21 protein-coding genes are annotated in these 22,930 nt (G+C 52.4%); 6 read left to right on the forward strand and 15 right to left on the reverse strand.

Annotated elements, in window-relative coordinates:
• Position 1: 1 nt before the first annotated feature.
• Genes fdhE through fdnG form a run of 4 tightly spaced genes read right to left on the reverse strand, consistent with a single transcriptional unit; the run spans position 2 to position 5,525 of the window.
• Positions 2-931 (reverse strand): formate dehydrogenase accessory protein FdhE, encoded by a 930-nt coding sequence (fdhE, locus tag EOS97_RS10705; RefSeq protein WP_000027730.1) that lies wholly within the window; start codon positions 929-931, stop codon positions 2-4.
• Positions 928-1,563, reverse strand: coding sequence for a formate dehydrogenase cytochrome b556 subunit (fdoI, locus tag EOS97_RS10710; protein WP_000829025.1), 636 nt, complete (start codon positions 1,561-1,563; stop codon positions 928-930). Before fdoI ends, fdhE begins: the two co-directional genes overlap by 4 nt.
• Complete coding sequence (gene fdxH, locus EOS97_RS10715; protein ID WP_000331361.1) at positions 1,560-2,462, reverse strand: formate dehydrogenase subunit beta; 903 nt, start codon at positions 2,460-2,462, stop codon at positions 1,560-1,562. Before fdxH ends, fdoI begins: the two co-directional genes overlap by 4 nt.
• A 12-nt stretch (positions 2,463-2,474) precedes the next feature.
• Positions 2,475-5,525, reverse strand: coding sequence for a formate dehydrogenase-N subunit alpha (fdnG, locus tag EOS97_RS10720; protein WP_077248424.1), 3,051 nt, complete (start codon positions 5,523-5,525; stop codon positions 2,475-2,477).
• 194 nt (positions 5,526-5,719) lie between these two features.
• Between fdnG and fdhD the strand changes: the two genes are divergently transcribed.
• Positions 5,720-6,556, forward strand: coding sequence for a formate dehydrogenase accessory sulfurtransferase FdhD (gene fdhD / locus EOS97_RS10725; RefSeq protein ID WP_001059745.1), 837 nt, complete (start codon positions 5,720-5,722; stop codon positions 6,554-6,556).
• Between the two features lie 267 nt (positions 6,557-6,823).
• On the opposite strand, the gene EOS97_RS10730 is transcribed toward fdhD, so the two are convergent.
• A complete protein-coding gene (locus EOS97_RS10730) occupies positions 6,824-7,855 on the reverse strand; it encodes a YiiG family protein (RefSeq protein WP_000710969.1) in 1,032 nt (343 codons plus the stop codon).
• A gap of 182 nt (positions 7,856-8,037) precedes the next feature.
• Here EOS97_RS10730 and EOS97_RS10735 point away from each other — a divergent pair, with 182 nt between their 5' ends.
• Complete coding sequence (locus EOS97_RS10735; RefSeq protein WP_000828048.1) at positions 8,038-9,138, forward strand: YiiG family protein; 1,101 nt, start codon at positions 8,038-8,040, stop codon at positions 9,136-9,138.
• 355 nt (positions 9,139-9,493) lie between these two features.
• On the opposite strand, the gene EOS97_RS10740 is transcribed toward EOS97_RS10735, so the two are convergent.
• The gene (locus EOS97_RS10740; RefSeq protein WP_000527677.1) at positions 9,494-9,817 is read right to left on the reverse strand and encodes an AzlD domain-containing protein; all 324 of its coding nucleotides are present in this window, start codon (positions 9,815-9,817) and stop codon (positions 9,494-9,496) included.
• On the reverse strand, positions 9,817-10,476 hold the full coding sequence (locus EOS97_RS10745) for an AzlC family ABC transporter permease (protein WP_000683586.1): 660 nt from the start codon (positions 10,474-10,476) through the stop codon (positions 9,817-9,819). The genes EOS97_RS10740 and EOS97_RS10745 overlap by 1 nt, the downstream gene beginning before the upstream one ends.
• Positions 10,477-10,576: 100 nt before the next feature.
• Between EOS97_RS10745 and EOS97_RS10750 the strand changes: the two genes are divergently transcribed.
• The gene (locus EOS97_RS10750; RefSeq protein WP_001517951.1) at positions 10,577-11,125 is read left to right on the forward strand and encodes a helix-turn-helix domain-containing protein; all 549 of its coding nucleotides are present in this window, start codon (positions 10,577-10,579) and stop codon (positions 11,123-11,125) included.
• Between the two features lie 88 nt (positions 11,126-11,213).
• Here EOS97_RS10750 and rhaM read toward each other — a convergent pair whose 3' ends face one another.
• The 5 genes from rhaM to rhaB form a co-directional block, all read right to left on the reverse strand.
• Positions 11,214-11,528, reverse strand: coding sequence for an L-rhamnose mutarotase (gene rhaM, locus EOS97_RS10755; RefSeq protein WP_000619478.1), 315 nt, complete (start codon positions 11,526-11,528; stop codon positions 11,214-11,216).
• Positions 11,525-12,673, reverse strand: a complete 1,149-nt coding sequence (fucO, locus tag EOS97_RS10760; protein ID WP_000009259.1) for a lactaldehyde reductase — start codon at positions 12,671-12,673, stop codon at positions 11,525-11,527. Before fucO ends, rhaM begins: the two co-directional genes overlap by 4 nt.
• 126 nt (positions 12,674-12,799) lie before the next feature.
• The gene (gene rhaD / locus EOS97_RS10765; protein WP_001179685.1) at positions 12,800-13,627 is read right to left on the reverse strand and encodes a rhamnulose-1-phosphate aldolase; all 828 of its coding nucleotides are present in this window, start codon (positions 13,625-13,627) and stop codon (positions 12,800-12,802) included.
• A 142-nt stretch (positions 13,628-13,769) separates the two neighbouring features.
• On the reverse strand, positions 13,770-15,029 hold the full coding sequence (locus EOS97_RS10770; protein WP_000211472.1) for an L-rhamnose isomerase: 1,260 nt from the start codon (positions 15,027-15,029) through the stop codon (positions 13,770-13,772).
• Positions 15,026-16,495: a rhamnulokinase gene (gene rhaB / locus EOS97_RS10775; RefSeq protein ID WP_000143963.1), complete on the reverse strand. Its 1,470-nt coding sequence runs from the start codon at positions 16,493-16,495 to the stop codon at positions 15,026-15,028. The genes EOS97_RS10770 and rhaB overlap by 4 nt, the downstream gene beginning before the upstream one ends.
• Before the next feature lie 287 nt (positions 16,496-16,782).
• Between rhaB and rhaS the strand changes: the two genes are divergently transcribed.
• Positions 16,783-17,619, forward strand: a complete 837-nt coding sequence (rhaS, locus tag EOS97_RS10780) for an HTH-type transcriptional activator RhaS (RefSeq protein WP_000217112.1) — start codon at positions 16,783-16,785, stop codon at positions 17,617-17,619.
• A 152-nt stretch (positions 17,620-17,771) separates the two neighbouring features.
• A complete protein-coding gene (gene rhaR, locus EOS97_RS10785; RefSeq protein WP_000013288.1) occupies positions 17,772-18,620 on the forward strand; it encodes an HTH-type transcriptional activator RhaR in 849 nt (282 codons plus the stop codon).
• On the opposite strand, the gene rhaT is transcribed toward rhaR, so the two are convergent.
• Positions 18,617-19,651 (reverse strand): L-rhamnose/proton symporter RhaT, encoded by a 1,035-nt coding sequence (gene rhaT, locus EOS97_RS10790; protein ID WP_000063541.1) that lies wholly within the window; start codon positions 19,649-19,651, stop codon positions 18,617-18,619. The genes rhaR and rhaT overlap by 4 nt on opposite strands.
• 618 nt (positions 19,652-20,269) lie before the next feature.
• Here rhaT and EOS97_RS10795 point away from each other — a divergent pair.
• Complete coding sequence (locus tag EOS97_RS10795) at positions 20,270-20,953, forward strand: oligogalacturonate-specific porin KdgM family protein (RefSeq protein WP_000378721.1); 684 nt, start codon at positions 20,270-20,272, stop codon at positions 20,951-20,953.
• A 157-nt stretch (positions 20,954-21,110) separates the two neighbouring features.
• On the opposite strand, the gene EOS97_RS10800 is transcribed toward EOS97_RS10795, so the two are convergent.
• A complete protein-coding gene (locus EOS97_RS10800; RefSeq protein ID WP_000566800.1) occupies positions 21,111-22,418 on the reverse strand; it encodes a TRAP transporter large permease in 1,308 nt (435 codons plus the stop codon).
• Positions 22,411-22,926 carry a TRAP transporter small permease gene (locus EOS97_RS10805; RefSeq protein WP_001091413.1) on the reverse strand — a complete coding sequence of 172 codons (516 nt, stop codon included), beginning with the start codon at positions 22,924-22,926 and terminating at the stop codon, positions 22,411-22,413. The genes EOS97_RS10800 and EOS97_RS10805 overlap by 8 nt, the downstream gene beginning before the upstream one ends.
• Positions 22,927-22,930: the final 4 nt, after the last annotated feature.

Genomic DNA, 22,930 nt, shown 5'->3' on the forward strand with positions numbered 1-22,930 from the left:
CTTATTCCCCTTCCCCCGGGAACAGGAACGGGTTGATGGAACTGCGGGCGAAGCCCTCCTGTTCCATGCGCGCGTCCAGCACCAGCGAGGCGAGGTCGTCGGCCACTGCTTCCACTTTCGGGTCTTTTTCCTGATAGAGAATCTTCAGGTAAGTCCCGCAATCGCCGCAGCTTTCGGCTTTCACCGCAGCCTGCTCATTTTCCAGCGACCAGTAGTGTAAGTCGCGGCTCTGTTCGCAGTTACTGCATTTTACGCGCACGACATGCCATTCGGTTTCGCACAGGTTACAGTGCAGATAACGCAGCCCCTGCGTGGTGCCGATCTGCACCATGCTGGAGACCGGCATCGAACCGCACACCGGGCAATACTGGCGCGCTTCACCGTATTCCGCGCGGGCTTTGCCTGGAATCAAGCTGGCCATTTGCGCCCAGTAAAGGGAGAGCGCGGCCCAGATAAACGGGGCTTTATCGCTGCTGACGGAGGCAAAATCCGAGGCAAACAGCGCGCTGGCCATCTGCTCCAGCTCCTGCTCTGAGGCTTTCTCCAGGTTCTCAATCACCGCCAGCGCGGGGCCGCTCATCTCGGGTTTTAGCTCGGCAATCAACGAATGCAGCAGTTTTTGCCAGTGCTTATCACGCGGCAGCACGTGGATATCCAGCGGCGGCTTGCCCTGGTCGTTCGCTTCTTTAATACGTGCGGTCAGATCCATCTCCAGCGGATGGTCGTACAGCACCACTTCCTGCGCGTGCGCGATAAGCGCGGCAAAGCGCAGGTAATCGCCCAGCGGGTTATTTTCAGCCAGCTCGCGCAGACGTTCGGCGCGGCGGTTGTAGACGTTTTTGAGTCGGGGGAACAATAACGGCGGAATCATATCCGCCGTACGTTTCTCGCTCGACCCCAGCTCATCTTGCGGGATTATGCGAATACTCATTCAGTTTCTTTTTCCGTTGTCTTGCGGACTTCTCGGTACCAGCGCGGGTGATGTTTCTTCGCCCACGACCGGGTTACCCAGCCTTCCACCATCGCGGTAATGGTGCCTTTCACCCAAAGGGCGGCGTAGATATGCACCATGATAACCACAATTAACGCTACTGCGGCAAAAGAATGCAACATTAACGCGAATCGGATCACCGGGATTGAGAAAGCAGGCGCAAAGTACGGACGCCAGATAATTACCCCGCTCACCAGCAGCAGCACCAGGAAGATAATCGCCGCCCAGAATACGCATTTCTGACCGAAGTTATAACGCCCGGTGTCACCCACTTCCTCGTTGACGACGATCTTACGAATATTCTTCGCCCAAAAGATATCATCCCGATTGATTAGATTGTGGTGCCAATAACGGAAAAACATGATGATGAACGAGGCAAACATAACCACGCCCACAAACGGGTGCAGAATTCGCGCCAGTTGTGGGGTGCCCAGGATATGCATCAACCAGTTGAAGGATGGGAATAAAAAGCCCAGCCCGCTCACCGCCGCCAGCACGAAGCAGAAGGCGACGATCCAGTGGTTGATGCGTTCCGGCGCCGTATAGCGCACGATGGTGTCACGTCGTTTCATTTGCGCACCTCGTCTTTCTCTTCATGCAGGTTGTCATCTTCCTCTTCCGCACGGTTCGGGCCGACGCCGACATAGTGGAAGACGCTGGCGGCAAAGGTTGCGGCAAAACCGAACGCGGCGAGCGGTTTCCAGACGCCTTTCCAGAACTTAACGGTTTCGCTGATTTCCGGGTTTTCCGGCAGACCGTGATACAGATTCGGCTTGTCGGCATGATGCAGCACGTACATGACATGCGTACCGCCTACTCCCGCCGGATCGTACAGACCCGCGTTGTCATAACCACGGGTTTTTAGTTCCGCCACACGCTCGCCCGCCAGCGTTTTCATATCTTCTTTCGAGCCAAAATGAATGGCGCCGGTTGGACAGGTCTTCACGCAGGCCGGTTCTTGCCCCACGGTCACGCGGTCAACGCACAGCGTACATTTATAGACGCGGTTGTCTTCCGGGTTAAGGCGCGGCACGTTGAACGGGCAGCCAGCGATACAGTAGCCGCAGCCGATACACTGCTCGGACTGGAAGTCGACAATACCGTTAGCGTACTGAATGATCGCCCCTTCCGCCGGACAGGCCTTCAGGCAGCCGGGATCGGCGCAGTGCATACAGCCATCCTTACGGATCAGCCACTCCAGTTTGTCGTTCTGTTCCACTTCCGAGAAGCGCATCACCGTCCAGGATTTCGCGGTCAAATCAGCCGGGTTGTCATACACCCCGACGTTATTGCCCACTTCATCACGGATGTCGTTCCACTCGGAGCACGCCACCTGACACGCTTTACAGCCGATACAGGTGGTGACGTCGATGAGTTTCGCCACCTCTTCCTGGTGGTCCCGCGCCTGGGGCGCGGGGGTGAAACCGTTAGTGGCGGAACGACGAATGATGTCTTGCGATTGATAAGCCATAGGTCGTCTCCGTTACACCTTTTCCACGTTCACAAGGAAGGATTTAAACTCCGGCGTTTGCGTGTTCGCATCGCCGACGAAAGGCGTTAACGTATTGGCGATAAAACCTTTTTTCGCCACGCCTTCGTAGCCCCAGTGAATAGGAATACCGATGGTATCGATATCCTTGCCGTCCGCTTTCAGCGTGCGAATACGCTTGGTCACCACCGCTTTGGCTTTGATATAGCCGCGGTTTGAGGAGACCTTCACGGTATCGCCATGCGCGATACCGAGCTTATTCGCCAGCTTCTCGCCAATTTCCACAAACTGTTCCGGCTGGGCGATAGCGTTAAGCAACGCGTGCTTGGTCCAGTAGTGGAAGTGCTCGGTCAGACGGTAAGTGGTTCCGACATACGGGAACTTATCCGCTTTGCCCAGCGCGTCGGCATCGTCTTTAAAGATACGGGCGGCAGGGTTAGAGATAACGTTCGGGTGCAGCGGGTTAGTGCCCAGCGGCGTTTCAAACGGCTCGTAGTGTTCCGGGAACGGCCCTTCCGCCATCTTATCGATAGCAAACAGGCGGCCCATCCCTTCCGGCTGCATGATAAACGGTCCGACGTCGCTGCCGGGCGCGGCGGCGCTGTAGTCCGGAATATCCCATCCGGCCCATTTTCCGCCTTCCCATTTCAGTAGCTGACGTTTCGGGTCCCAGGGATTACCCTGCGGATCGGCGGAGGCGCGGTTATAGAGGATGCGGCGGTTAAGCGGCCACGCCCAGGCCCAGCCCAGCGTGTTGCCGAGACCAGACGGGTCGGCGTTATCACGACGCGCCATCATGTTGCCTTCCGGCGTCCAGCTACCGGCGAAAATCCAGCAGCCGCTGGACGTCGTACCGTCATCGCGCAGTTGCGCGAACGAACTGAGTTGTTGGCCTTTCTTCACCACCACCGCGCCGGTTGCCGGGTCGATAAGATCGGCCAGCGCTTTACCGTTACTTTCCATCGCCACTTCTTCAGAGGCGGGTTCGTATGGTTTGGTGTAGTTCCAGGTCATATTCAGTACCTGTTCCGGGTTGGCGCCGCCCTGTTCAGAGTACATCTTACGCAGGCGTAAGAAGATACCGGCGAGGATTTCGCCGTCGGTCATGGCAATTCCCGGGGCGTCCGCGCCCTTCCAGTGCCACTGTAACCAGCGACCGGAGTTAACGATGGAACCATTTTCCTCGGCAAAACAGGTGGAAGGCAGACGGAACACTTCGGTCTGGATTTTTGCGGGATCAACGTCGTTCGACTCACCGTGGTTTTGCCAGAAGGTGGACGTTTCGGTGTTGAGCGGATCGATAGTCACCAGGTACTTCAGTTTGGAAAGCGACGCGACCACTTTGTTTTTGTTCGGGAATGAGGCCACCGGGTTAAAGCCCTGGCAGATATAGCCGTTGACCTTGCCCTGTTTCATCATCTCGAAGTACTGCAACACGTCGTAGCCTTTGTCCCACTTCGGTAGCCAGTCGAAGCCCCAGCTATTTTCCGCTGTCGCTTTATCACCAAAGAAGGCCTTCATCATCGAGACGAAGAATTTCGGATAGTTGCCCCAGTAGTTGACCTGATCCTTCAACAATGGCTTCGGCGTATTGGCAGCCAGATAGGTTTGCAAATCGGTCTGTTTTTCGCTCGGCAGCGTCAGATAGCCCGGCAGACTTTGCGACAGCAGTCCTAAGTCGGTCAGTCCCTGAATGTTGGAGTGACCGCGCAGGGCGTTAACGCCGCCGCCCGCCATCCCCATGTTACCGAGCAGAAGCTGGATCATCGCCATAGTACGGATGTTCTGCGCGCCGATGGAATGCTGCGTCCAGCCCAGCGCGTACAGGAACGACGCGGTTTTATCTTTTGCGCTGGTTTCTGCAATGTACTCGCACACTTTCAGGAAGTCCGCTTTCGGCGTACCGCAGATATTTTCTACCACGTCCGGCGTATAGCGTGAGACATGCTGTTTCAACAGATTCCAGACACAGCGCGGGTGTTGCAGTGTCGTATCGCGTTTGGCAAAACCGTTTTCGTCCAGCTCATAGTGCCAACTGGTTTTATCGTACTGCCGCTTATCTGCGTCGTAGCCGGTGAACAGACCATCATCGAAGCCAAAATCTTCACGCACGATCAGGCTGGCATTGGTATAGGCCTCGGTGTATTCACGGTTGTATTTTTCGTTAGTCAGCAGATACAGCATCACGCCTGACAAGAAGGCAATGTCAGTACCAGAGCGTATTGGCGCATAGAAATCGGCCACCGACGCGGTACGCGTAAAGCGCGGATCGATCACAATCAGCTTCGCGCCGTTGTGAATTTTGGCTTCCATCGCCCAGCGGAACCCGACCGGGTGAGCTTCTGCGGCGTTACCGCCCATCACCACGACGAGGTTGGCGTTCTTGATGTCGACCCAGTGGTTGGTCATCGCACCGCGACCAAATGTTGGAGCAAGACTTGCTACCGTTGGTCCGTGTCAGACACGCGCCTGGTTGTCGACCGCGAGCATACCCAGCGCGCGGGAGAATTTTTGCGTTAAATAACCCGTCTCGTTACTGGATGCGGAAGCGCACAGCATCCCGGTGGTGAGCCAGCGGTTAACGGTAACGCCTTCGGCGTTCTGCGCCTGATAGTTGGCGTCGCGATCTTCCTTCATCAGTTTAGCGATGCGGTCAAACGCTTCTTCCCAACTGATTTGTTGCCACTTATCTGAACCCGGCGCGCGGTATTGCGGGAATTTCAGGCGGCTTTCAGAGTGGATAAAGTCCACCAGACCGGCCCCTTTCGGGCACAGCGCGCCACGGCTTACCGGATGATCCGGGTCCCCTTCGATATGGAAAATAGATGCTTTGGCGTTTTTCGCACCGTCGCCGAGGCTGTACATCAACAGCCCGCAGCCAACGGAACAGTAGGTGCAGGTGTTACGGGTTTCGCGGGTGCGCAGCAGTTTATATTGCCGTGTTTCCGCTAGCGCTACGCCGGGCGCGAAGCCCAGTGCCGCCGCCGTGGTGCCTGCCATACCGCCAGCGCAGATCTTAAAGAACTGCCTTCTGCTGACCTGCATGGTTTGCTCCTTGTTTCGACATTGTCACTTCTCTTTCACATTTCTCTATCCGAAACGCTCAGGGAGTGGTTGTTATTTTTCTTTGCGGACGGGCCCGCAAAGGTTCAGAATTGGATAAATTTTCCTCCATCCGGGAGGAGTTGTAACAGAATACCATAATGTTGGTGTGTGTGTTCTTATATGGTTAAAAGAAAGTGAACAATATACTGTCTGAAGAAGTCCTAAATGTGACTGATTTCACAACCTCACGCCAGTTGACTCTCTGGAAACGCGAGGATTTGCAGTCCCCCCAACTTGATGATGTTGCCGAGGAAGTGCCAGTGGCACTGGTGTATAACGGCATTTCGCATGTCGTTATGATGGCCTCTCCGAAAGATCTGACGAATTTCGCAATAGGGTTTTCTCTGTCGGAAGGGATCATTGACAGCCCGCGTGAAATCTATGGCATGGACGTTGTGCCGTCCTGTAACGGACTTGAAGTGCAGATTGATCTTTCCAGCCGTCGATTTATGGGGCTGAAAGCGCGTCGTCGCGCGCTGGCCGGACGCACCGGTTGCGGCGTGTGTGGCGTGGAACAGCTCAATGACATCGGTAAGCCGGTGCAACCGCTGCCGTTTAGCCAAACGTTTAATCTCGGTAACCTTGATCGCGCGTTAAAACATCTGAATGATTTTCAACCGACGGGTAAGCTGACGGGTTGTACGCACGCTGCGGCGTGGGTCATGCCGTCGGGTGAACTGGCGGGGGGCCATGAAGATGTCGGACGCCACGTTGCGCTGGATAAACTGCTCGGCCGCCGCGCTACGGAAGGTGAGGAATGGCGGCAAGGCGCGGCGCTGGTTTCCAGTCGTGCGAGTTACGAAATGGTGCAGAAGTCGGCGATGTGCGGTGTGGAGATTTTGTTTGCGGTTTCTGCTGCCACCACGCTCGCGGTTGACGTCGCTGAACGGTGTAATCTTACGCTGGTGGGGTTCTGTAAGCCGGGTCGGGCGACGATTTATACCCATCCGCAGCGGTTAATCGCAGACTAAAATAGTACCCTCTACATTTGCGTAAAATATATATTTTCTCAATTTTACAGCCTCTCTTGATAACGGAATCACGTATAGTGGCGAGGCCATACAGGTTTTAATCGTTTTTATGCTGGGCCGCAGCTTATTCCAGCCATTCACGAGGCGCTTGCTACCCGGTAATACTTCGAACGAAAAAAGCGCCTCTGGGGCGCTCTTTCGACAGTCGCTAACGACTTATTTGCTCAGTTTAGCGGTTATATGCACGCGATTTGCAGCGTGAAAAGCTTAGAACTCACGCTCAAGATGATAGCCATTATAGGTATCGATGAGTTCGTTATAAGCTTTAACCACAGCCTCATAAGAACCATCTACCATATCGCCGCTGCCGCTATTGAGGTAGTCCTGCTCATGCGAGGTATACGCCACGTTATCGCGCACGCGCCGAATGCGTTTTTTCACCTTGCCCTGGAATTTTTCCAGCTCAGAAATAAAGCCAGGGAAGCTACGATGTTTATCTATATCAACGTTGATCTTCTCGTTTAGCTTCTGAGTATGCTCTTCAAAATCAGCGAGCTGTTTGCTTACTGCCGCCACATCAAAAGAAGCATCAGCTACAGCGTCATTAAGCGTCTCGGCTTCCTGCATCGTCAAAAGCGTATAGTACTTAATGGATTTACCTTCTTTCTTCTCGGTCGCCTTAATTTCATTAGCCGCATGCTGCTTACTCATAATGGTAATCTCGGCGATATATTTCTTCGCAATGGGATCAAACTCATCGAACTGTTTTATAAACGTTTTATGGAACGCTTTAGCGCCAGCAAAGGCATCATCCTTGAAGTTATCTTGATCATAGTATTTATTCATACTATTGATTGTTTCAGCTAGTGGCCCAGCCGCATTAATAAATGCCAGAGCAGCACTATCCAGAGAGGCAAACGCCGGCTTTAATTCAGCCGCCGCCTTGATGTCTTTCCGGCAGTCCTGGATAAATGCAGGATACACAGGAACCAGCGGAGAGGGATCGTCTTCCTTACCGGTAGGGCCGGTGCGGAAATCGTCGAATGTGTTAGCATAACGATTTACAGCACGGTAAATATCTGCCTGGAGATTATTATAACAATCAATGTAAACATTCAGCTTTTGGTTAAGAACATCGTTCGCATCTGCGCTTTCCGCTGATGTGGATTGTGTATTGCTCGCTGATGAATCCGCACTTTGAGCTACAGGTTGTTCGTCCGCTTTTTTTTCATCACAAGCGCTTAGCCCGGCAGTCATCAGCATAGCGATAATAATTGATGATAACAAATCCTTTTTCATTAGAATAACCTATAAATAATATCATTGAAATTTACAGATTCATTTTAATGAAAAAAAACAGGTATGTGATTTATTCAACACAAAAAATACTTAATCCATATTTCATTATAATTAACATTATCAATATCAATGTGTTCGTTAAAATAAGAGAACCCCAACGTAAATATACAAAAGGCAATTAAATGAAAAGGAATTTATTATCCTCAGCGATAATCATTGCGCTAATGACCCTGGGCGCAACAGGATGTGATGACAATAATGTCAAAACCGAGGCGACGCCGGCCGCCAGCAGTCAGCCTGCGACGCCAGCGCCTTCTCAGACGCCGGAAACGCAATCTGGCGAAAGTCCAGCGCAGCCCCCAGCAGCGAAGCCAGAAACGGCAACTCAGCCCCCGGCGGCGAAGCCAGAAACGCCAGCTCAGCCGGAGGTTGACGCTGAAGAAGTTTATAGTGAAAAAATGGATGTCTATATCGATTGTTTTAATAAACTTCAATTGCCCGTTCAGCGCAGTCTGGCGCGTTACGCGGATTGGGTGAAAGACTTTAAAAAAGGTCCGACAGGGAAAGAGAGCCTGGTTTATGGCATTTATGGTATTACGGAGTCTTACATAACGAATTGCCAGAAAGAGATGAAACAGGTGGCCGCCTTAACGCCATTACTTGAGCCTATTGATGGCGTTGCCGTTAGCTATATTGATAGCGCCGCCGCGCTGGGTAATACCATTAACGAAATGGAAAAATATTATACCCAGGAAAACTATAAAGATGATGCCTTTGCTAAAGGTAAGGCGCTGCATCAGACATTACTGAAGAATATCGAGGATTTTAAACCCGTCTCGGAAAAATATCATGAGGCTATTCAGGAGATAAATGACAGGCGGCAATTGACACAGTTGAAGAGAATAGAAGAAGCGGAAGGTAAAACATTTAACTATTATTCTCTGGCTGTCATGATCTCGGCAAAGCAGATCAACAAGGTTATTTCTGCCGATACCTTTGATGCCGAAGCGATGATGAAAAAAGTCGCGGAACTTGAAACAATGATTGCGCAATTGAAAGAAGTGAATACTGATGGCCGTAATTCTTCTTTCATCAGCTCTGCGGCTGATTATCAGCTACAAGCTAAAAAATATATTCGTCGCATCAGAGACAATGTTGAGTATTCTGATTTTGAAAAGAAACGGGTGCAGGACCCTGCAACAGGATGGATGGTTGCGGATTCTTATCCGGCGTCGTTGAGAAGTTATAACGAGATGGTGGATGATTATAACCGCCTGCGTTGAGTGATGGCGCATTAACTGCGTGCAGGCTGGCGCAAGCGCCTATAAAATTACGCTATAACGCCAATAAAAAGCGCCGATCAGGCGCTTTTTTCGTTTATGTATTCTTCATCAGGCAATATCCGTAAAAATAGCTGACGTAAACATTAACTAAAGAGAGCTATTAGAAAAACCAGTAATCTGAAGCTATCATAAGATGTTGACGTCACGCTGGAAGGTACTGGTAGTGTAATTGAGGATCGGCATTTATATGGAAAGCATTTATCCCGCCTGATGCGAAAATTCTGAGCCACTTCAGCATAGGGCGGCCCAGCCTTCATCACTTATAGGGTGTCACGTCCAACTGTTCTGTAAGACGTTAATTAATACCCGCCATTCGTAATAACGCGGTCACTACCGCAGCGGCGATAATCACCACAATAAGCGGCATTTTACGCCAGGCTAAAAATACGGCGAAGCCAACCCCAAGAACGCGCGCCATTCCGGCAAAATGTTCGCCTTCGTAAAAGGTGGTCGCCAGCGCGACGGAGAATAGCAGCACCGTTGCCGCATCCGAGAGCAGCGCCTGTGAACGCTCAGACAGCGCCAGACGGCTGCCAAGTTTCGCGCCGCCGAGGCGCATCAAATAGGTTCCCGCAGACAAAAGAGCAATACCGATAATAAATAGCGTCATATTGCCCATTATTTTTTCCTCGCCAGTAGGCCAAGCAGCGAAAGCAACACCGGCAATCCGGCAGCCACAAAGGGAACGGCGGCAAGCGACAGCGCGGCGCCGCTGCAACCACGAATCAATGTGGTGCGGTTTTTAAACGCCGGGATCACCAGCGCCAGTAAGATTGCCGGGAATACGGCATCCAGACCGATGGTTTCTGGGGCCGGGAGCAGTTTGCCGACACCTGCGCCAATCAGTGTGCCAATCGGCCAGAATAGGGCGACGCCCAGACCGCATAGCCAGTAGGCGGCTTTACGTTGTTCGGGTGTTTTTTGCGACAGGCCGAACACCACGCTCTCATCATTCATAATATGGCAGCCGAAAAAGCTGGCGGCGCGGGTGCCAACCAAATCGCGCACCGTTACGCCAAACGGCACGTGGCGCGCATTCACCAGCAGTCCTGCCGCCGCTGCCGCTAACGGATTGCCGCCGCTGGCAACAATGCCGATAAACATAAATTCGGACGCGCCCGCCAGTACAAAAATAGAGAGGACAAACGGCACCCACAGTGGGAAACCGTAGGCCATCGCCAGTGAGCCATAGGACATGCCGACGACGCCCACGGCCAGGCACACTAAAAATATCGCTTTTATCGTGTCTCCCTTGAGACAGGAAAAATAGTGTTTCATCTTCTTTAGTCATATCGAACGAATTTTCATTATAATGAACGGAACAGATTTGCTTTACAAGACGAACATTTCGTTCGTTATAGTGAACGTTGGATGCTTTATGACACAACCTATTAGCGTCATTGCCAGAAGTCTGGTACGCGAACGCCAGCGAACCGGACTGTCGCTGGCGGAGATTGCGCGGCGCGCAGGCATCGCTAAATCTACGCTTTCACAACTGGAAGCAGGGAACGGCAACCCCAGCCTGGAGACGTTATGGTCGCTATGCGTCGCGCTCGACATTCCCTTTGCCAGGCTGCTGGAGCCGCAGGTACAAAAAACGCAGGTGATTCGCCGCGGAGAGGGCACCAAAGTCGTGGCGGAGCAGGCGCATTATCAGGCGATATTACTGGCGGCGTGTCCGCCCGGCGCGCGGCGTGATATCTATCTGCTGTTGACGCAGCCGGGGGCCGACCGGATCTCTCACCCGCATCCGCCGGGGTCGGTGGAACATATTATTGTTACGCAGGGAAAAGCCCTCGTCGGCTTAACCGAGGCGCCGGAAGAGCTGGCGGAGGGCGATTACATTTGTTATCCCGGCGACCAGGCGCATATCTTTAAAGCGCTGGAACCGGATACACAGGCTATCCTGGTAGCGGAGCAGAATTGAAATTGCCGGATGGCGGCGTAACCGCCTTATCCGGCCTACAAAAAATAAAACCGTAGGCCCGGTAAGCTTGCGCCACCGGGCACACGACTTACTGCAGATAGAACACCTCTTTTAGCTCTGCGCTGACCGGGCTGTTATCCGGATTCGCGGGCATAACGTCACGCATATGTTTCCACCAACGCTGACAAACGTCGGTGCTGGCAACGGCGTTCCAGCGCTCCTCGGATTCAATCTCAACGGTGGCGAACAGCAGATTGCGCTCCTGATCGAGATAAATCGCGTAGTGATGCGCGCCGTGAGATTTTAATACGGCTTCCAGCTCCGGCCAGATTGGGTTATGACGACGCTGATACTCCTCGTGCGCGTCGGCATTTACCTGCATCACAAAGGCTTTGCGGATCATAACGCCTCCAGGTACAGCTCGCGAACTTCATCGCGGCTGGCGGTGCGCGGGTTACACGGCGCGCACGGGTCGGCGAGGGCTTTATCCAGCCAGCCTTCGATATCTTCTTTTTTGACGCCCAGCTTGCTGAAACCTTCTGGAATGCCGACGCGTTTGCTCAGCGTACGGATAGCGTTAATCGCTTCCTGACTTGCGGCCTCGTCAGACATACCGCGCGTCTCCACGCCCATCGCCTGTGCGATGCGGGCAAAACGCGCGACGGCGTTCGGACGGTTAAAGTTCTCGACAATTGGCAGCAGGATAGCGTTGCAGACGCCGTGCGGCAGGTTGTGAGTTGCGCCCGGCTGGTGCGCCAGCGCGTGAACCAGCCCCAAACCAGCGCTGTTGAACGCCATACCCGCCAGGTACTGGCCGAATGCCATTTGCTCACGGGCTTCGAGGTTATGGCCATCGTCAACCGCTTTCGGTAGCCACAAATTGATTAAGCGAATCGCTTCCAGCGCGTTAGCGTCGGTGAGCGGATGCGCGCCAACGGAGACATAGGCTTCCACCGCATGGGTCAGGGCATCCATGCCGGTTGCGGCGGTCACAGAAGCCGGGATTTCCAGCATGACGCTGGCGTCATCCACGGCAATATCCGGGATGATATTCGGGTCGATGATCACCTCTTTGACCTTACGGGCAGAGTCGATAATCACCGCGTTGCTGGTCATCTCGGCCGCGGTACCTGCCGTAGTGTTAATCGCTACCAGCGGTACGCCGGCGTTTTTCACTTTGCCGACGCCGGAGTAGGCGGTAGATGGACCTGGGTTGGCGGTCAGAATTTTCACCGCTTTTGCGGTATCGATCGGGCTGCCGCCGCCGAAGGCGATAATGTAGTCACATTCTGCGGTCTGATACGCCGCAAAACCTTTCTGCACCAGCTCTTCTGTCGGGTTTGGGAACACCTCATCAAACAGGTGGTAAGACATTTGATGTTCATCCAGTGCGCTAAACAGGCTATCCAGCAGGCCCAGCTTTACCAGTTGACCATCGGTAACGATCAGCGCTTTGCCCCATTGCTTATTCGCCACGAGGTTCACCATATCGGCAATCGCTCCAGCGCCATGCAGGCTAATTTTTGGCAGTGCCAACATAAAGCTCATCACTATTCTCCTTAAAAAAATTCCCTGTTGCCCGATGGCGCTATGCTTATCGGGCCTACGGTAAAATGCGCACCGACCTGTAGGCCGGATAAGGCAAAGCCGCATCCGGCGTTGAGTTGGGAGGTATTAGTACAGCGCTACGGCGCTGGCCAGCGGTGTCACACCAAAACGTTTGCCGAGTGCGACCAGTTCTTCGCGCGTGATGGTCTGCTTCATACCGCCCATCGAATAGATTTTGACTAATACCTCAGCGGATTTCTCTGCGGTATCTATCAAACCGAAGGTTTCATCCAGCGTAGGTCCGCTTCCGAACACGCCGTGGAACGGCCACAGCACCAGCGAATGTTTCTGCATTTCTTGCGCGGTGGCCTGGCCGATTTCATCGGTGCCTGGCACCATCCACGGCAGAATGCCGACACCGTCCGGGAATACCACCAGACATTCGGTGCTGCCTTCCCACAGTTTGCGGGTGATCAGCGCAGTGTTGTTTTCCAGTACGTAGGTGAGGGCGATCAGGTTAGTCGCATGGCAATGCATAATGACGCGGTCTTTGCCGTGAGTGGCCTTGATGCGTTCGCAGTGGGAGAGGAAATGCGCCGGGAGTTCAGAGGTGGGTACCGCGTCGTGGGTTAAGCCCCACAGAATGTGGTAGCCTGCGCCGTCGCTGTCGATTTTGACCACGCCTAAATTGGCTGCCGGATCGAGCTGCACGTTGCGAAAGAATTTGCCGGAACCGGTAACGATAAACGGCGTGTTCGCCAGCAGCGGCATGGGTTGACTTAGCGCGATGTAGCGCGGTTTTTCGTGGAAATTAGCTGCAAACGGTGCGATATCGGCTTCATCCAGACGCAGCGTCAGGTTACCGCCATTACGTTCGTCCCACCCTTTCAGCCACGCATCAGACGTGGCTTTAATCATGCCCTGGACAAACCAGGAATCGGTAATATTTTGCATGTTCGTGTTCCCATTTATTGCCCGAAGGTTATTCGGGTCTTACGTAGGCCGGATAAGCGCAGCGCCATCCGGCAATTGTGTTTCATTTATTGCCGGATGGCGACGCGGGCGTCTTATCCGGCCTACAGATCAGGTGTCGCTGTCAGCTACGTTTGCTCAGGATCTCTTTTTCGTAGGTGCGAACGCTGTCCAGCCACTGGCTGCCAGTCGGCGTGTCGTGACGCTGGCAATACATTTCCCAGACGGCCTGCCACGGCAGAGATTTCTGCTCTTCCAGTAGCGCCAGACGCGCGGTGTAATCGCCGCTGGCCTCAAGCTGACGCAGTTGATCTGTGGGTTCCAGCAGAGCGCGCAGCAGCGCTTTTTTCATGTTGCGGGTACCGATAACCCACGCGGCGACACGGTTGATAGAGGCGTCGAAGAAATCCAGGCCGATATGCACACGGTCGAACAGGTTATGACGGACGATCTCGCTGGCAATTGCCTGGGTTTCATCGTCCAGGAGCACCACGTGGTCGCTATCCCAGCGTACCGGGCGGCTGACGTGCAGCAGCAGCCGTGGCACATAGAGCATGGCGGCGGAAATTTTGTCGGAAATCACTTCAGTGGGATGGAAGTGGCCCGCATCCAGGCACAGCGCGGTCTGACGGCTGGTGGCGTAGCCCATGTAGAACTCATTGGAGCCGACGGTGTAGCTTTCCGCGCCGATGCCAAACAGTTTGCTCTCAACGGCGTCGATGTGGTGCGCCGGGTCGAATTTTTCGCTAATGACCTCATCCAGCGCTTCCAGCAGGCGCTGGCGCGGGGCTAAACGGTCGACGGTAATGTCTTTCATGCCGTCCGGAATCCAGATGTTCATCACCGACGGCGTACCGAGCTGCTCACCAAAGTATGCCGAGACGCGGCGGCTGGCCTTGCAGTGATCGATCCAGAACTGGCGAATTTTCGCGTCTGGATGAGAGAGGGTAAAACCGTCAGCGCTCAGTGGATGAGAAAAACAGGTGGGGTTGAAATCCAGCCCCAGCCGGTTCGCTTTCGCCCACTCCACCCAGTTTTTAAAATGCTCCGGTTTGATCTGGTCGCGAGCAACCGGCGTATCCGACTCAAGGTAAATGGCGTGCAGGTTCAGCCGTTTTGGTCCTGGGATCAGACGCAGCGCCTGTTCCAGATCGGCGCGCAGTTCGGTGGCGTTACGCGCTTTGCCCGGATAGTTGCCGGTCGACTGAATTCCGCCCGTCAACGAACCTTCCGGGTTCTCGAATCCGGCAACATCGTCGCCCTGCCAGCAGTGCATGGAAACCGGCAGGCGATCGAGCTGGCGCAGCGCCTCCTCGACATCAATACCTACTGCGGCGAAACGTTGTTTTGCCAGTTCCCAGGCTTGTTCCAGTTGAGTGGTCATGCGCAAAGCTCCTTTGTCTGTCGTTTGGGTTGAAACTGCGCAACGTGGCGGGCAATTTCACTATCAGGATTAGGGATATAGGTTGTCAGGTCGTAGTTAGCGCTGACGACCTGACGGAAGTCATCGACGTTGTTTAATTCGTCGAGGGTCATAAGCTGAATACCAATATTGCCAAGGGTGGAGGCTTCAATCGGCCCGGCCATCACGCGAATGCCACATGCATCGGCGCACAACTGGTTGAGTAGCGCGTTTTGGCATCCGCCGCCGACAATATGCAGTTGGGTAAATTTTTCGCCGCGCAGATTTGCCAGTTCGTGCAGAATGTCGGCATATAACAGCGCCAGACTGTCGAAAATGCAGCGCGCCAGTTCGGCATCGCTGACGGGAACGGGCTGGTCGGTCTCGCGACAGGCGGCCTGGATTTCGGCGCGCATATCGTCAGGATTGATAAAGCGATCGTCATTCGGGTTAATCAGGAAACGGCAGGCCGGCAGCGCTTCTGTTTGGGCGATAAGCGCAGGCAGATCGGTAATGCGCCGTTCTTTCAGCACGCGCTGGAGCAGCCACAAACCCATAATGTTTTTCAGTACCCGATAACGCCCTTCCGCGCCGCCTTCGTTGGTGATATTGGCAGCCAGCGCCTCGTCAGTGGTGTAGGGCATTTTGCTTTCAAAACCCATCAACGACCAGGTGCCTGAAGACAGGTAAGCGCTATGTTTATTTGCCAGCGGAGAGGCAATAACGGCGCTGGCGGTATCGTGGCTGGCGACGGCTACCACCGGAATACGGTTGCCCTGCGGGCAAATCCAGTCGCCGATAACATTGCCAGGGTGCGAGGGGCGACCGAACCAGCTCTTTTTCGCGCCGGTCCACGCCAGCAGGGTATCGTCCCAGTCATCGGTATTGATATTGACCAACTGGGTGGTCGTGGCGTTGGTGTATTCCCAGTTCATTTCACCGGTCAGGCGGTAGCTGAAATAATCGGGCATCAGCAGCGCATGAGCGACCTGCGCCGTTAACTCAGGCTGTTGTTTCGTCAGCGCGCGTAGCTGATAGATGGTGTTAAACGGCAGAAACTGAATCCCGCTGCGGCGATAGATTTCGCTTTTGCCGATCTGGACCAGCGCTTGCGGCATGATGCCCGTGGTACGGTTATCGCGGTAGGAGACCGGCAGGCCGACACGCTGACCTTGTTTATCCAGCAGGACATAATCGACGCCCCAGGTGTCGATGCCGATGCTGTCGATAAGAATGCCTTCATTGCAGACTTTCTTCAGACCAAGACGGATATCCTTTTCCAGACTGTCGATGTCCCAGGTGTCAAACCCGTCTGTTTTTTGTAGGCAGTTCACAAAACGGTGAATTTCACGTAGCGTCAGGGTACGGTGTTTGCTGTCGTAACGCGCCAGCATCACGCGCCCGCTGGATGCGCCGAGATCAACCGCGACACAATGGCGAAAAGTCATAATCAGGTCCTTCTTAGAGTCATTGCGCACAGTCTAAAAAAGCCCTCAAAGACCTACCTTCTCGTTACTGACAGGAAAATGAGCCGCTGGCAACAAGGCAAAGATGAACGTGATAGCGTTCACAGTTTCTACTAATAGGCCGGTGTGATGTCGTCCGCATTTCCCGCTTTTTCCCGCCTTTTCTTGAAAAAAAGACCATGTTTGCGCGCTTTAGCGTCAAAAATTTAAGGTGAGGCCGATAACCCTTAATTACTATTCGGACATGTTGAATTCAGGAGGAAGCAACCATGACCGTACTGCATAGCGTGGATTTTTTTCCATCAGGTAAAGCACCCGTGGCGATTGAGCCTCGTCTGCCGCAAGCCGCTTTCCCTGAACATCATCATGATTTTCATGAAATCGTGATTGTGGAACACGGTACGGGCATTCATGTATTCAACGGGCAGCCGTATACCATCAGCGGCGGTACCGTGTGTTTTGTTCGCGATCACGACCGGCATTTATATGAACATACCGACAACCTATGCCTGACGAATGTACTGTGGCGTTCACCGGACGCCTTCCAGTTCCTGGCGGGGTTGGATCAATTGCTGCCGCAGGAGCAGGATGGTTACTATCCTTCTCACTGGCGGGTGAATCAGAGTGTGTTGCAGCAGGTGCGCCAGTTGGTCGGTCTGATGGAGCGCGCCGGAGACGGCATGGATGCGCCTGCCGTGGCGAATCGCGAAATTTTGTTTATGCAACTACTGGTGTTGTTACGCCGCAGTAGCCTGATGGAAGGCGCGACCAATAACGACGCCAAACTCAACCAACTGATGGCATGGCTGGAAGACCATTTTGCGGAGGAGGTCTGCTGGGAGGCGGTAGCTGAACAGTTTTCGCTGTCGCTACGCACGCTGCATCGTCAGCTTAAACAGCATACCGGGCTGACGCCGCAACGTTACCTTAATCGCCTGCGTTTGATCAAAGCCCGGCATTTATTGCGCCATAGCGATCATAGCGTGACAGAAATCGCGTACCGCTGCGGTTTTGGCGACAGTAACCACTTTTCGACTCTGTTTCGCCGAGAATTTAACTGGTCGCCGCGGGATATCCGTCAGGGACGCGATGCGATAATCCAGTAACGCGAACGCTATCAACGTTTTCGTCGCCAATATGCTGATAATTATACCCTTTAATACCGGATGGCGGCTGCGCCTTACCTGGCCTACGGCGGCGAGCGGTAGACAGAATAAGCGTAGCGCCATCCGGCAAGCATTCAACATGAGGTGCTGCGGTGGCAAATCAGTTAATCCTTTTGAAAAAAGATTTTTTTACTGATGAGCAGCAGGCCGTTACGGTTGCCGATCGCTATCCACAGGATGTTTTTGCGGAACATACGCATGAGTTTTGTGAACTGGTGATGGTCTGGCGGGGCAATGGCCTACACGTTCTTAATGAGCGCCCATACAGAATTACCCGCGGCGATCTGTTTTACATTCGTGCTGAAGACAAACACTCCTATACTTCCGTTAACGATCTGGTGCTGCAAAATATTATTTACTGCCCGGAGCGTTTGAAACTCAATATAAACTGGCAGGCGATGATTCCCGGCTTTCAGGGAGCGCAGTGGCATCCTCACTGGCGGCTGGGCAGTATGGGAATGAATCAGGCGCGGCAGGTTATTAACCAGCTTGAACATGAGAGTAATGGGCGCGATCCGCTGGCGAATGAGATGGCGGAATTGCTGTTTGGTCAACTGGTGATGACGTTAAAACGGCATCGCTACGCGACCGACGATCTTCCGGCAACCTCCCGAGAAACCCTGTTGGATAAATTAATTACCGCTTTGGCTAATAGCCTTGAGTGTCCCTTTGCGCTGGATGCGTTTTGCCAGCAGGAACAATGCAGCGAACGGGTGCTGCGGCAGCAGTTTCGCGCCCAAACCGGGATGACGATTAATCAATATTTACGCCAGGTCCGTATTTGCCACGCGCAGTATCTGCTTCAGCATAGCCCGCTGATGATTAGCGAGATTTCGATGCAGTGCGGTTTTGAAGATAGTAATTATTTTTCAGTGGTGTTCACGCGGGAAACCGGGATGACGCCGAGCCAATGGCGTCATCTCAGTAATCAAAGCGATTAACTGGCCATGCCTAAACCGACAATATTTGCCGCGATAATAATTACCACGCAGCCGAGGCTTAATACGGCAACGGGACGGCGGCCAGCATTTTTCCACTCTTTTAGCACCAGACCGACAAGCCCCCCGCACAGCACATAGAAGCTCATGTGCAGCATCCAGCTCATGTAGTCATATTGCGCGGGAATGCGCGCGTGACCCCAGGCATAGAAAAAGAACTGTAAATACCACATCAGACCGCCAAGCGCGGACAGCAGAATATTGCTGATAATCAACGGTCTTGCCAGCGAGAAGTCGGCTTTTATCGACAGATTTTGCACTTTTGCCAGGCGGATAAAACAGAAACCGAGGTTCACTAGCGCGCCGCCGCCCATAATCACCACGTAACTCGGCAGCGCGACATAGAGCGGGTCAACGCCAAGCGCGGCAGCAGCTTCATGCATCGGTTTCGCGGCGTTCATGGCAAAAGACATCCCCGCCGAGAAAATACCGCACATCACTGCCAGCAGAAGCCCTTTCTTCAGATTGAACTCCTCCGCTTTAATGCCCATTTTGCGTTCTTTTAACTGTCCGGCGCGCGTCACAATCCCGACGCCGATCAGCGCGACAAAAACGCCAAGTAGCGTCATGCGTCCCCCTTCGGTATGGATTAACACATCGAAGTTACCGTTGATGATAGGCGTCATCAGCGTGCCGACGATAAGCGTAATGCCGATAGCGATGCCGATACCCATCGACATCCCGAGATAACGCATGGTCAGACCGTAATTAATATTGCCGATGCCCCACATGGCGCCGAACAGAAAAACCGGTAAAAGGGTGGAGAGGTTAAACTGCCCATAATAGGCCCAGAAATCAGGCAGTAACAGAGCGCTAATTGTCCACGGCAGAATAAGCCATGAGACGATGCCGCCCACTGACCACATGGTTTCCCATGACCACTGTTTCACTTGCTTGAACGGGGCATAGAAGCAGGCTGCACTGGCCGCCCCTATCAAATGCCAGAAAATACCCATCGTAATCGCGTTACTCATGACATGTTCCTCATTATTTTTTATGGACGGGATACCCCTTCCGTTTGCATGAGTTTAAAAATTACGCAGCCTGGTAACCTTATAACGATTGCCGCCGTTGGGTGTATTCTGGCAATCAGCACGTTAATGAAGTGATTAACTTCACGTTTTAAAAAAGTCGGAGCGCATCGTGACCGTCTGGATGTTATTTAAATCAGTGGGTAATATTTGTTTTCTAAAATACCTTCATCATAACGACACGAAACGACTTAGCTGGCAGCAATGCAAAGAAAACGCTGCGTGAGATCACATAATGGGAATAGTCTGACTTACCATTTGATAAAAGGGTAGTTATACAGTAATTATTTGGTTGTTTTATTTGTATTTACAATTTAAATATATTGAAATTAACGTTAGGAATCAATGAAATATAAATATAAGGAAATCCCTATATTGGCGTTGTTGATGGTGTTTTGATTTTTATTTTATATGACGAATATGAATTTCATTTATTTTATTTTGCTTTTTGAACATTATCCCAATTTTAAATTAAAGATCTTTGTCTATATTGTCGCCATTCACATTGCGTATTATGGTTGTAATGGTCTGACATGAAACAATGTTTTAATTTTAAATTAAATGGATTCTGTTATGAGAAAATCTCTTTTCTTACTATTACCTCTTGTTGTAACAAATGCGCATGCAGTATATGTCGATGTTCGTCATGAATATCTTGATGATAGTAAAGCTAACTATGACCGTGCTTATATTTCTCATCGGTTTGCGAATGGTGTTGGTTTTGCGATAGAAGCTATCTCAAAATCAGGCGGGGATGACACCAATAAAGCGTTTAATGACCTGGAAACACAGGGCAACGAATATACGATAAGCTACCAATTTAAAACCGGTGATGTCGCCTGGCAACCGGGTTTCGTGCTGGAAACAGGCAACGGTTACTCTACCTATAAGCCTTACTTCCGCGCGACGTGGACATTAAATGAAAGCTGGTGGGTTGGTGCGCGCTATCGTTTTGAATATGTACGCCGTTCTTCTGATATCCGTGATGATGATACCATCAATCGTATGGATGTCTGGGCGGGTTATAAATGGAACAACTTTGACTGGACAATCGAAGGAATTTATAAGAAAGCCGATAAATATGATCTTTACGATGGCGGCAAAGATAACTATGAATATAACTTCAGAACTGCCTATATTATTGATCAATGGTCGCCATTCGTTGAGGTAGGTAATGTTTCCGTCAATAGCAACAGCGATGAAAGACAAACCCGTTTCCGCGTAGGTATAGGCTACACATTCTAATCATTATCCCTGTTTATTATTTATTCCCTTTTCCGGCTACTTTATAGGTAGCCGGTTTTTTTTACCTGGTGATGACCTGCGGATAATTATTATCGTGCGTTGGCCGGATAAGACGCGAATCGCCATCCGGCAACGAGATGCGCAGGAAACTATGCGCTTACATGATGCCCAGTAGACGGGGTAAGAACAGTGTGATTTCCGGAATATAGGTAATTAATAACAGAACGCCGATAATCGCGCCGTAAAAAGGCAGCAACGGTTTAATCACTTCCTCAACTTTGACTTTACCGACGCTCGCCCCGACATATAAACCACTGCCAACTGGCGGCGTAATGGTGCCAATCGCCAGGTTATAGATCATGATAATGCCGAAATGCACCGGATCGACGCCCAGTTTAGCCATGATCGGCAGCAGAATCGGGGTAAAAATCAGAATGGCCGGACCGATATCCATAAATGCGCCGATAATCAACAAAAAGACGGTAATGACTAACAGGATAACCAGTTTATTGGCGGAAATACCGAGGATCATATCGCTCAGCGCCGCAGGAATATTGGTGATCGACATTGAGAAGGACATCGCCGAAGAGGTTGCCAGCAGGAACATGATGACCCCGGTCATTACCACTGTCTGGAGCAAAATCGAAGGCAAATCCTTAATTTTCAGCGTGCGGTAAAACACCATCGTCAGCAATAACGTATACACCACGGCAATCGCGGAGGCTTCAATGGCGGTGAAAATCCCCTGCACAATGCCGCCGACGATAATCACGATCAGTAACAGGCTGGGAATGGCCTCAACGGCAACTTTTAGCGCCATGCCTTTTTGGACGGTGAAGAAAACCCGATAATTTCGACGCTTAGCGACTACCAGCGTGACCAGCATACAGCCAACGCCCCACAGTACTCCCGCGACCAGACCGCCGGCGAACAGAGCGGCAATCGATGTTCCCCCGCTTGCCAGCGCGTAAAGGATAAAAGCCGTGGTGGGCGGAATTAACATTCCCGTCGGCGCGGAGGCGATATTCACCGCGGCCGCAAAGCCGCGATCGTAACCTTCGCGCGCGCTCATCGGCACCATCACGCCGCCGATAGAGGTTGAGGCGGCAATTGCCGATCCGGAAATTGCACCGAACATCATATTGCCGACGATGTTGGTATAAGAGAGCGAGCCGGGCAGTTTGCCAGTAAACAGTTTGGCAAAATTGACCAGCCGGGCGGCAATTCCCCCGCTATTCATGATCACCCCGGACAAAACGAAGAACGGCACGGCCAGCAAGGCAAAACTGTCCAGGCTGGAGAACATTTTTTGCGCGGTGGCGAACATCGAAATATCGAAAGGCAGTACCAGCATCATAGTGCTGAAAGAGGCGATAACGATGCAGATCCCAATAGGCGCGCCCATGGCCAGTAAAACAACAAAGACGGCAATTAGCGTACAGGACGCAAAAATAGGGTCAATCATGTGATTTCTCCAGAGTGTGCTCAGTGGTATCCGTGGCGGAATGGATAGCTTTCAGGGCGTCAACGATATTCAGCAGCCCATAGAGGATGATCAGTACGCCTGCGCAGGGGAGCGCGTAATAAATTTTTCCCATCGGAATGCCCAGCGCAGGGGAGATTTGCAGCATAGAAATCGCAGAAATCTTTAAGCCGCCGATAATCAATACCCAAATGGAAAACGCGATAAAAATGACCTGCAGAATAATATCCCACCAGCCACGAATCGTCGGCGACACCTTATCCAGTAAGAGAGTCAGGCTAATATGCTGTTTCTGACCGGCGACAAAAGCCATGCCCAGCATTGATACCCACACCAGGAGAAATCGTAGCATCTCTTCGGTAAGGGTGCTGGGAACGCCCAGAATGTAGCGGCTCACCACCTGCCAGCAGGCGATGCCCACCATTATCGCCAGCACCAGGCAACAGATAGCGCCCAGCAATAAATCAAGTCCTTTTCTGAATGTGTTCATCTTA

Origin of the sequence: Salmonella sp. SSDFZ54, from assembly GCF_004010735.1 — a bacterium.
GTDB lineage: Bacteria > Pseudomonadota > Gammaproteobacteria > Enterobacterales > Enterobacteriaceae > Salmonella > Salmonella enterica.

What these genes read in the sequence shown, in the direction of transcription:
- fdhE (WP_000027730.1), bottom strand. Translation starts at nt 931, where the DNA reads ATGAGTATTCGCATAATCCCGCAAGATGAGCTGGGGTCGAGCGAGAAA.
- fdoI (WP_000829025.1), bottom strand. Translation starts at nt 1,563, where the DNA reads ATGAAACGACGTGACACCATCGTGCGCTATACGGCGCCGGAACGCATC.
- fdxH (WP_000331361.1), bottom strand. Translation starts at nt 2,462, where the DNA reads ATGGCTTATCAATCGCAAGACATCATTCGTCGTTCCGCCACTAACGGT.
- EOS97_RS10730 (WP_000710969.1), bottom strand. Translation starts at nt 7,855, where the DNA reads ATGAAAAAGGATTTGTTATCATCAATTATTATCGCTATGCTGATGACT.
- EOS97_RS10735 (WP_000828048.1), top strand. Translation starts at nt 8,038, where the DNA reads ATGAAAAGGAATTTATTATCCTCAGCGATAATCATTGCGCTAATGACC.
- EOS97_RS10740 (WP_000527677.1), bottom strand. Translation starts at nt 9,817, where the DNA reads ATGGGCAATATGACGCTATTTATTATCGGTATTGCTCTTTTGTCTGCG.
- EOS97_RS10745 (WP_000683586.1), bottom strand. Translation starts at nt 10,476, where the DNA reads ATGAAACACTATTTTTCCTGTCTCAAGGGAGACACGATAAAAGCGATA.
- EOS97_RS10750 (WP_001517951.1), top strand. Translation starts at nt 10,577, where the DNA reads ATGACACAACCTATTAGCGTCATTGCCAGAAGTCTGGTACGCGAACGC.
- rhaM (WP_000619478.1), bottom strand. Translation starts at nt 11,528, where the DNA reads ATGATCCGCAAAGCCTTTGTGATGCAGGTAAATGCCGACGCGCACGAG.
- fucO (WP_000009259.1), bottom strand. Translation starts at nt 12,673, where the DNA reads ATGAGCTTTATGTTGGCACTGCCAAAAATTAGCCTGCATGGCGCTGGA.
- rhaD (WP_001179685.1), bottom strand. Translation starts at nt 13,627, where the DNA reads ATGCAAAATATTACCGATTCCTGGTTTGTCCAGGGCATGATTAAAGCC.
- EOS97_RS10770 (WP_000211472.1), bottom strand. Translation starts at nt 15,029, where the DNA reads ATGACCACTCAACTGGAACAAGCCTGGGAACTGGCAAAACAACGTTTC.
- rhaB (WP_000143963.1), bottom strand. Translation starts at nt 16,495, where the DNA reads ATGACTTTTCGCCATTGTGTCGCGGTTGATCTCGGCGCATCCAGCGGG.
- rhaS (WP_000217112.1), top strand. Translation starts at nt 16,783, where the DNA reads ATGACCGTACTGCATAGCGTGGATTTTTTTCCATCAGGTAAAGCACCC.
- rhaT (WP_000063541.1), bottom strand. Translation starts at nt 19,651, where the DNA reads ATGAGTAACGCGATTACGATGGGTATTTTCTGGCATTTGATAGGGGCG.
- EOS97_RS10795 (WP_000378721.1), top strand. Translation starts at nt 20,270, where the DNA reads ATGGATTCTGTTATGAGAAAATCTCTTTTCTTACTATTACCTCTTGTT.
- EOS97_RS10800 (WP_000566800.1), bottom strand. Translation starts at nt 22,418, where the DNA reads ATGATTGACCCTATTTTTGCGTCCTGTACGCTAATTGCCGTCTTTGTT.
- EOS97_RS10805 (WP_001091413.1), bottom strand. Translation starts at nt 22,926, where the DNA reads ATGAACACATTCAGAAAAGGACTTGATTTATTGCTGGGCGCTATCTGT.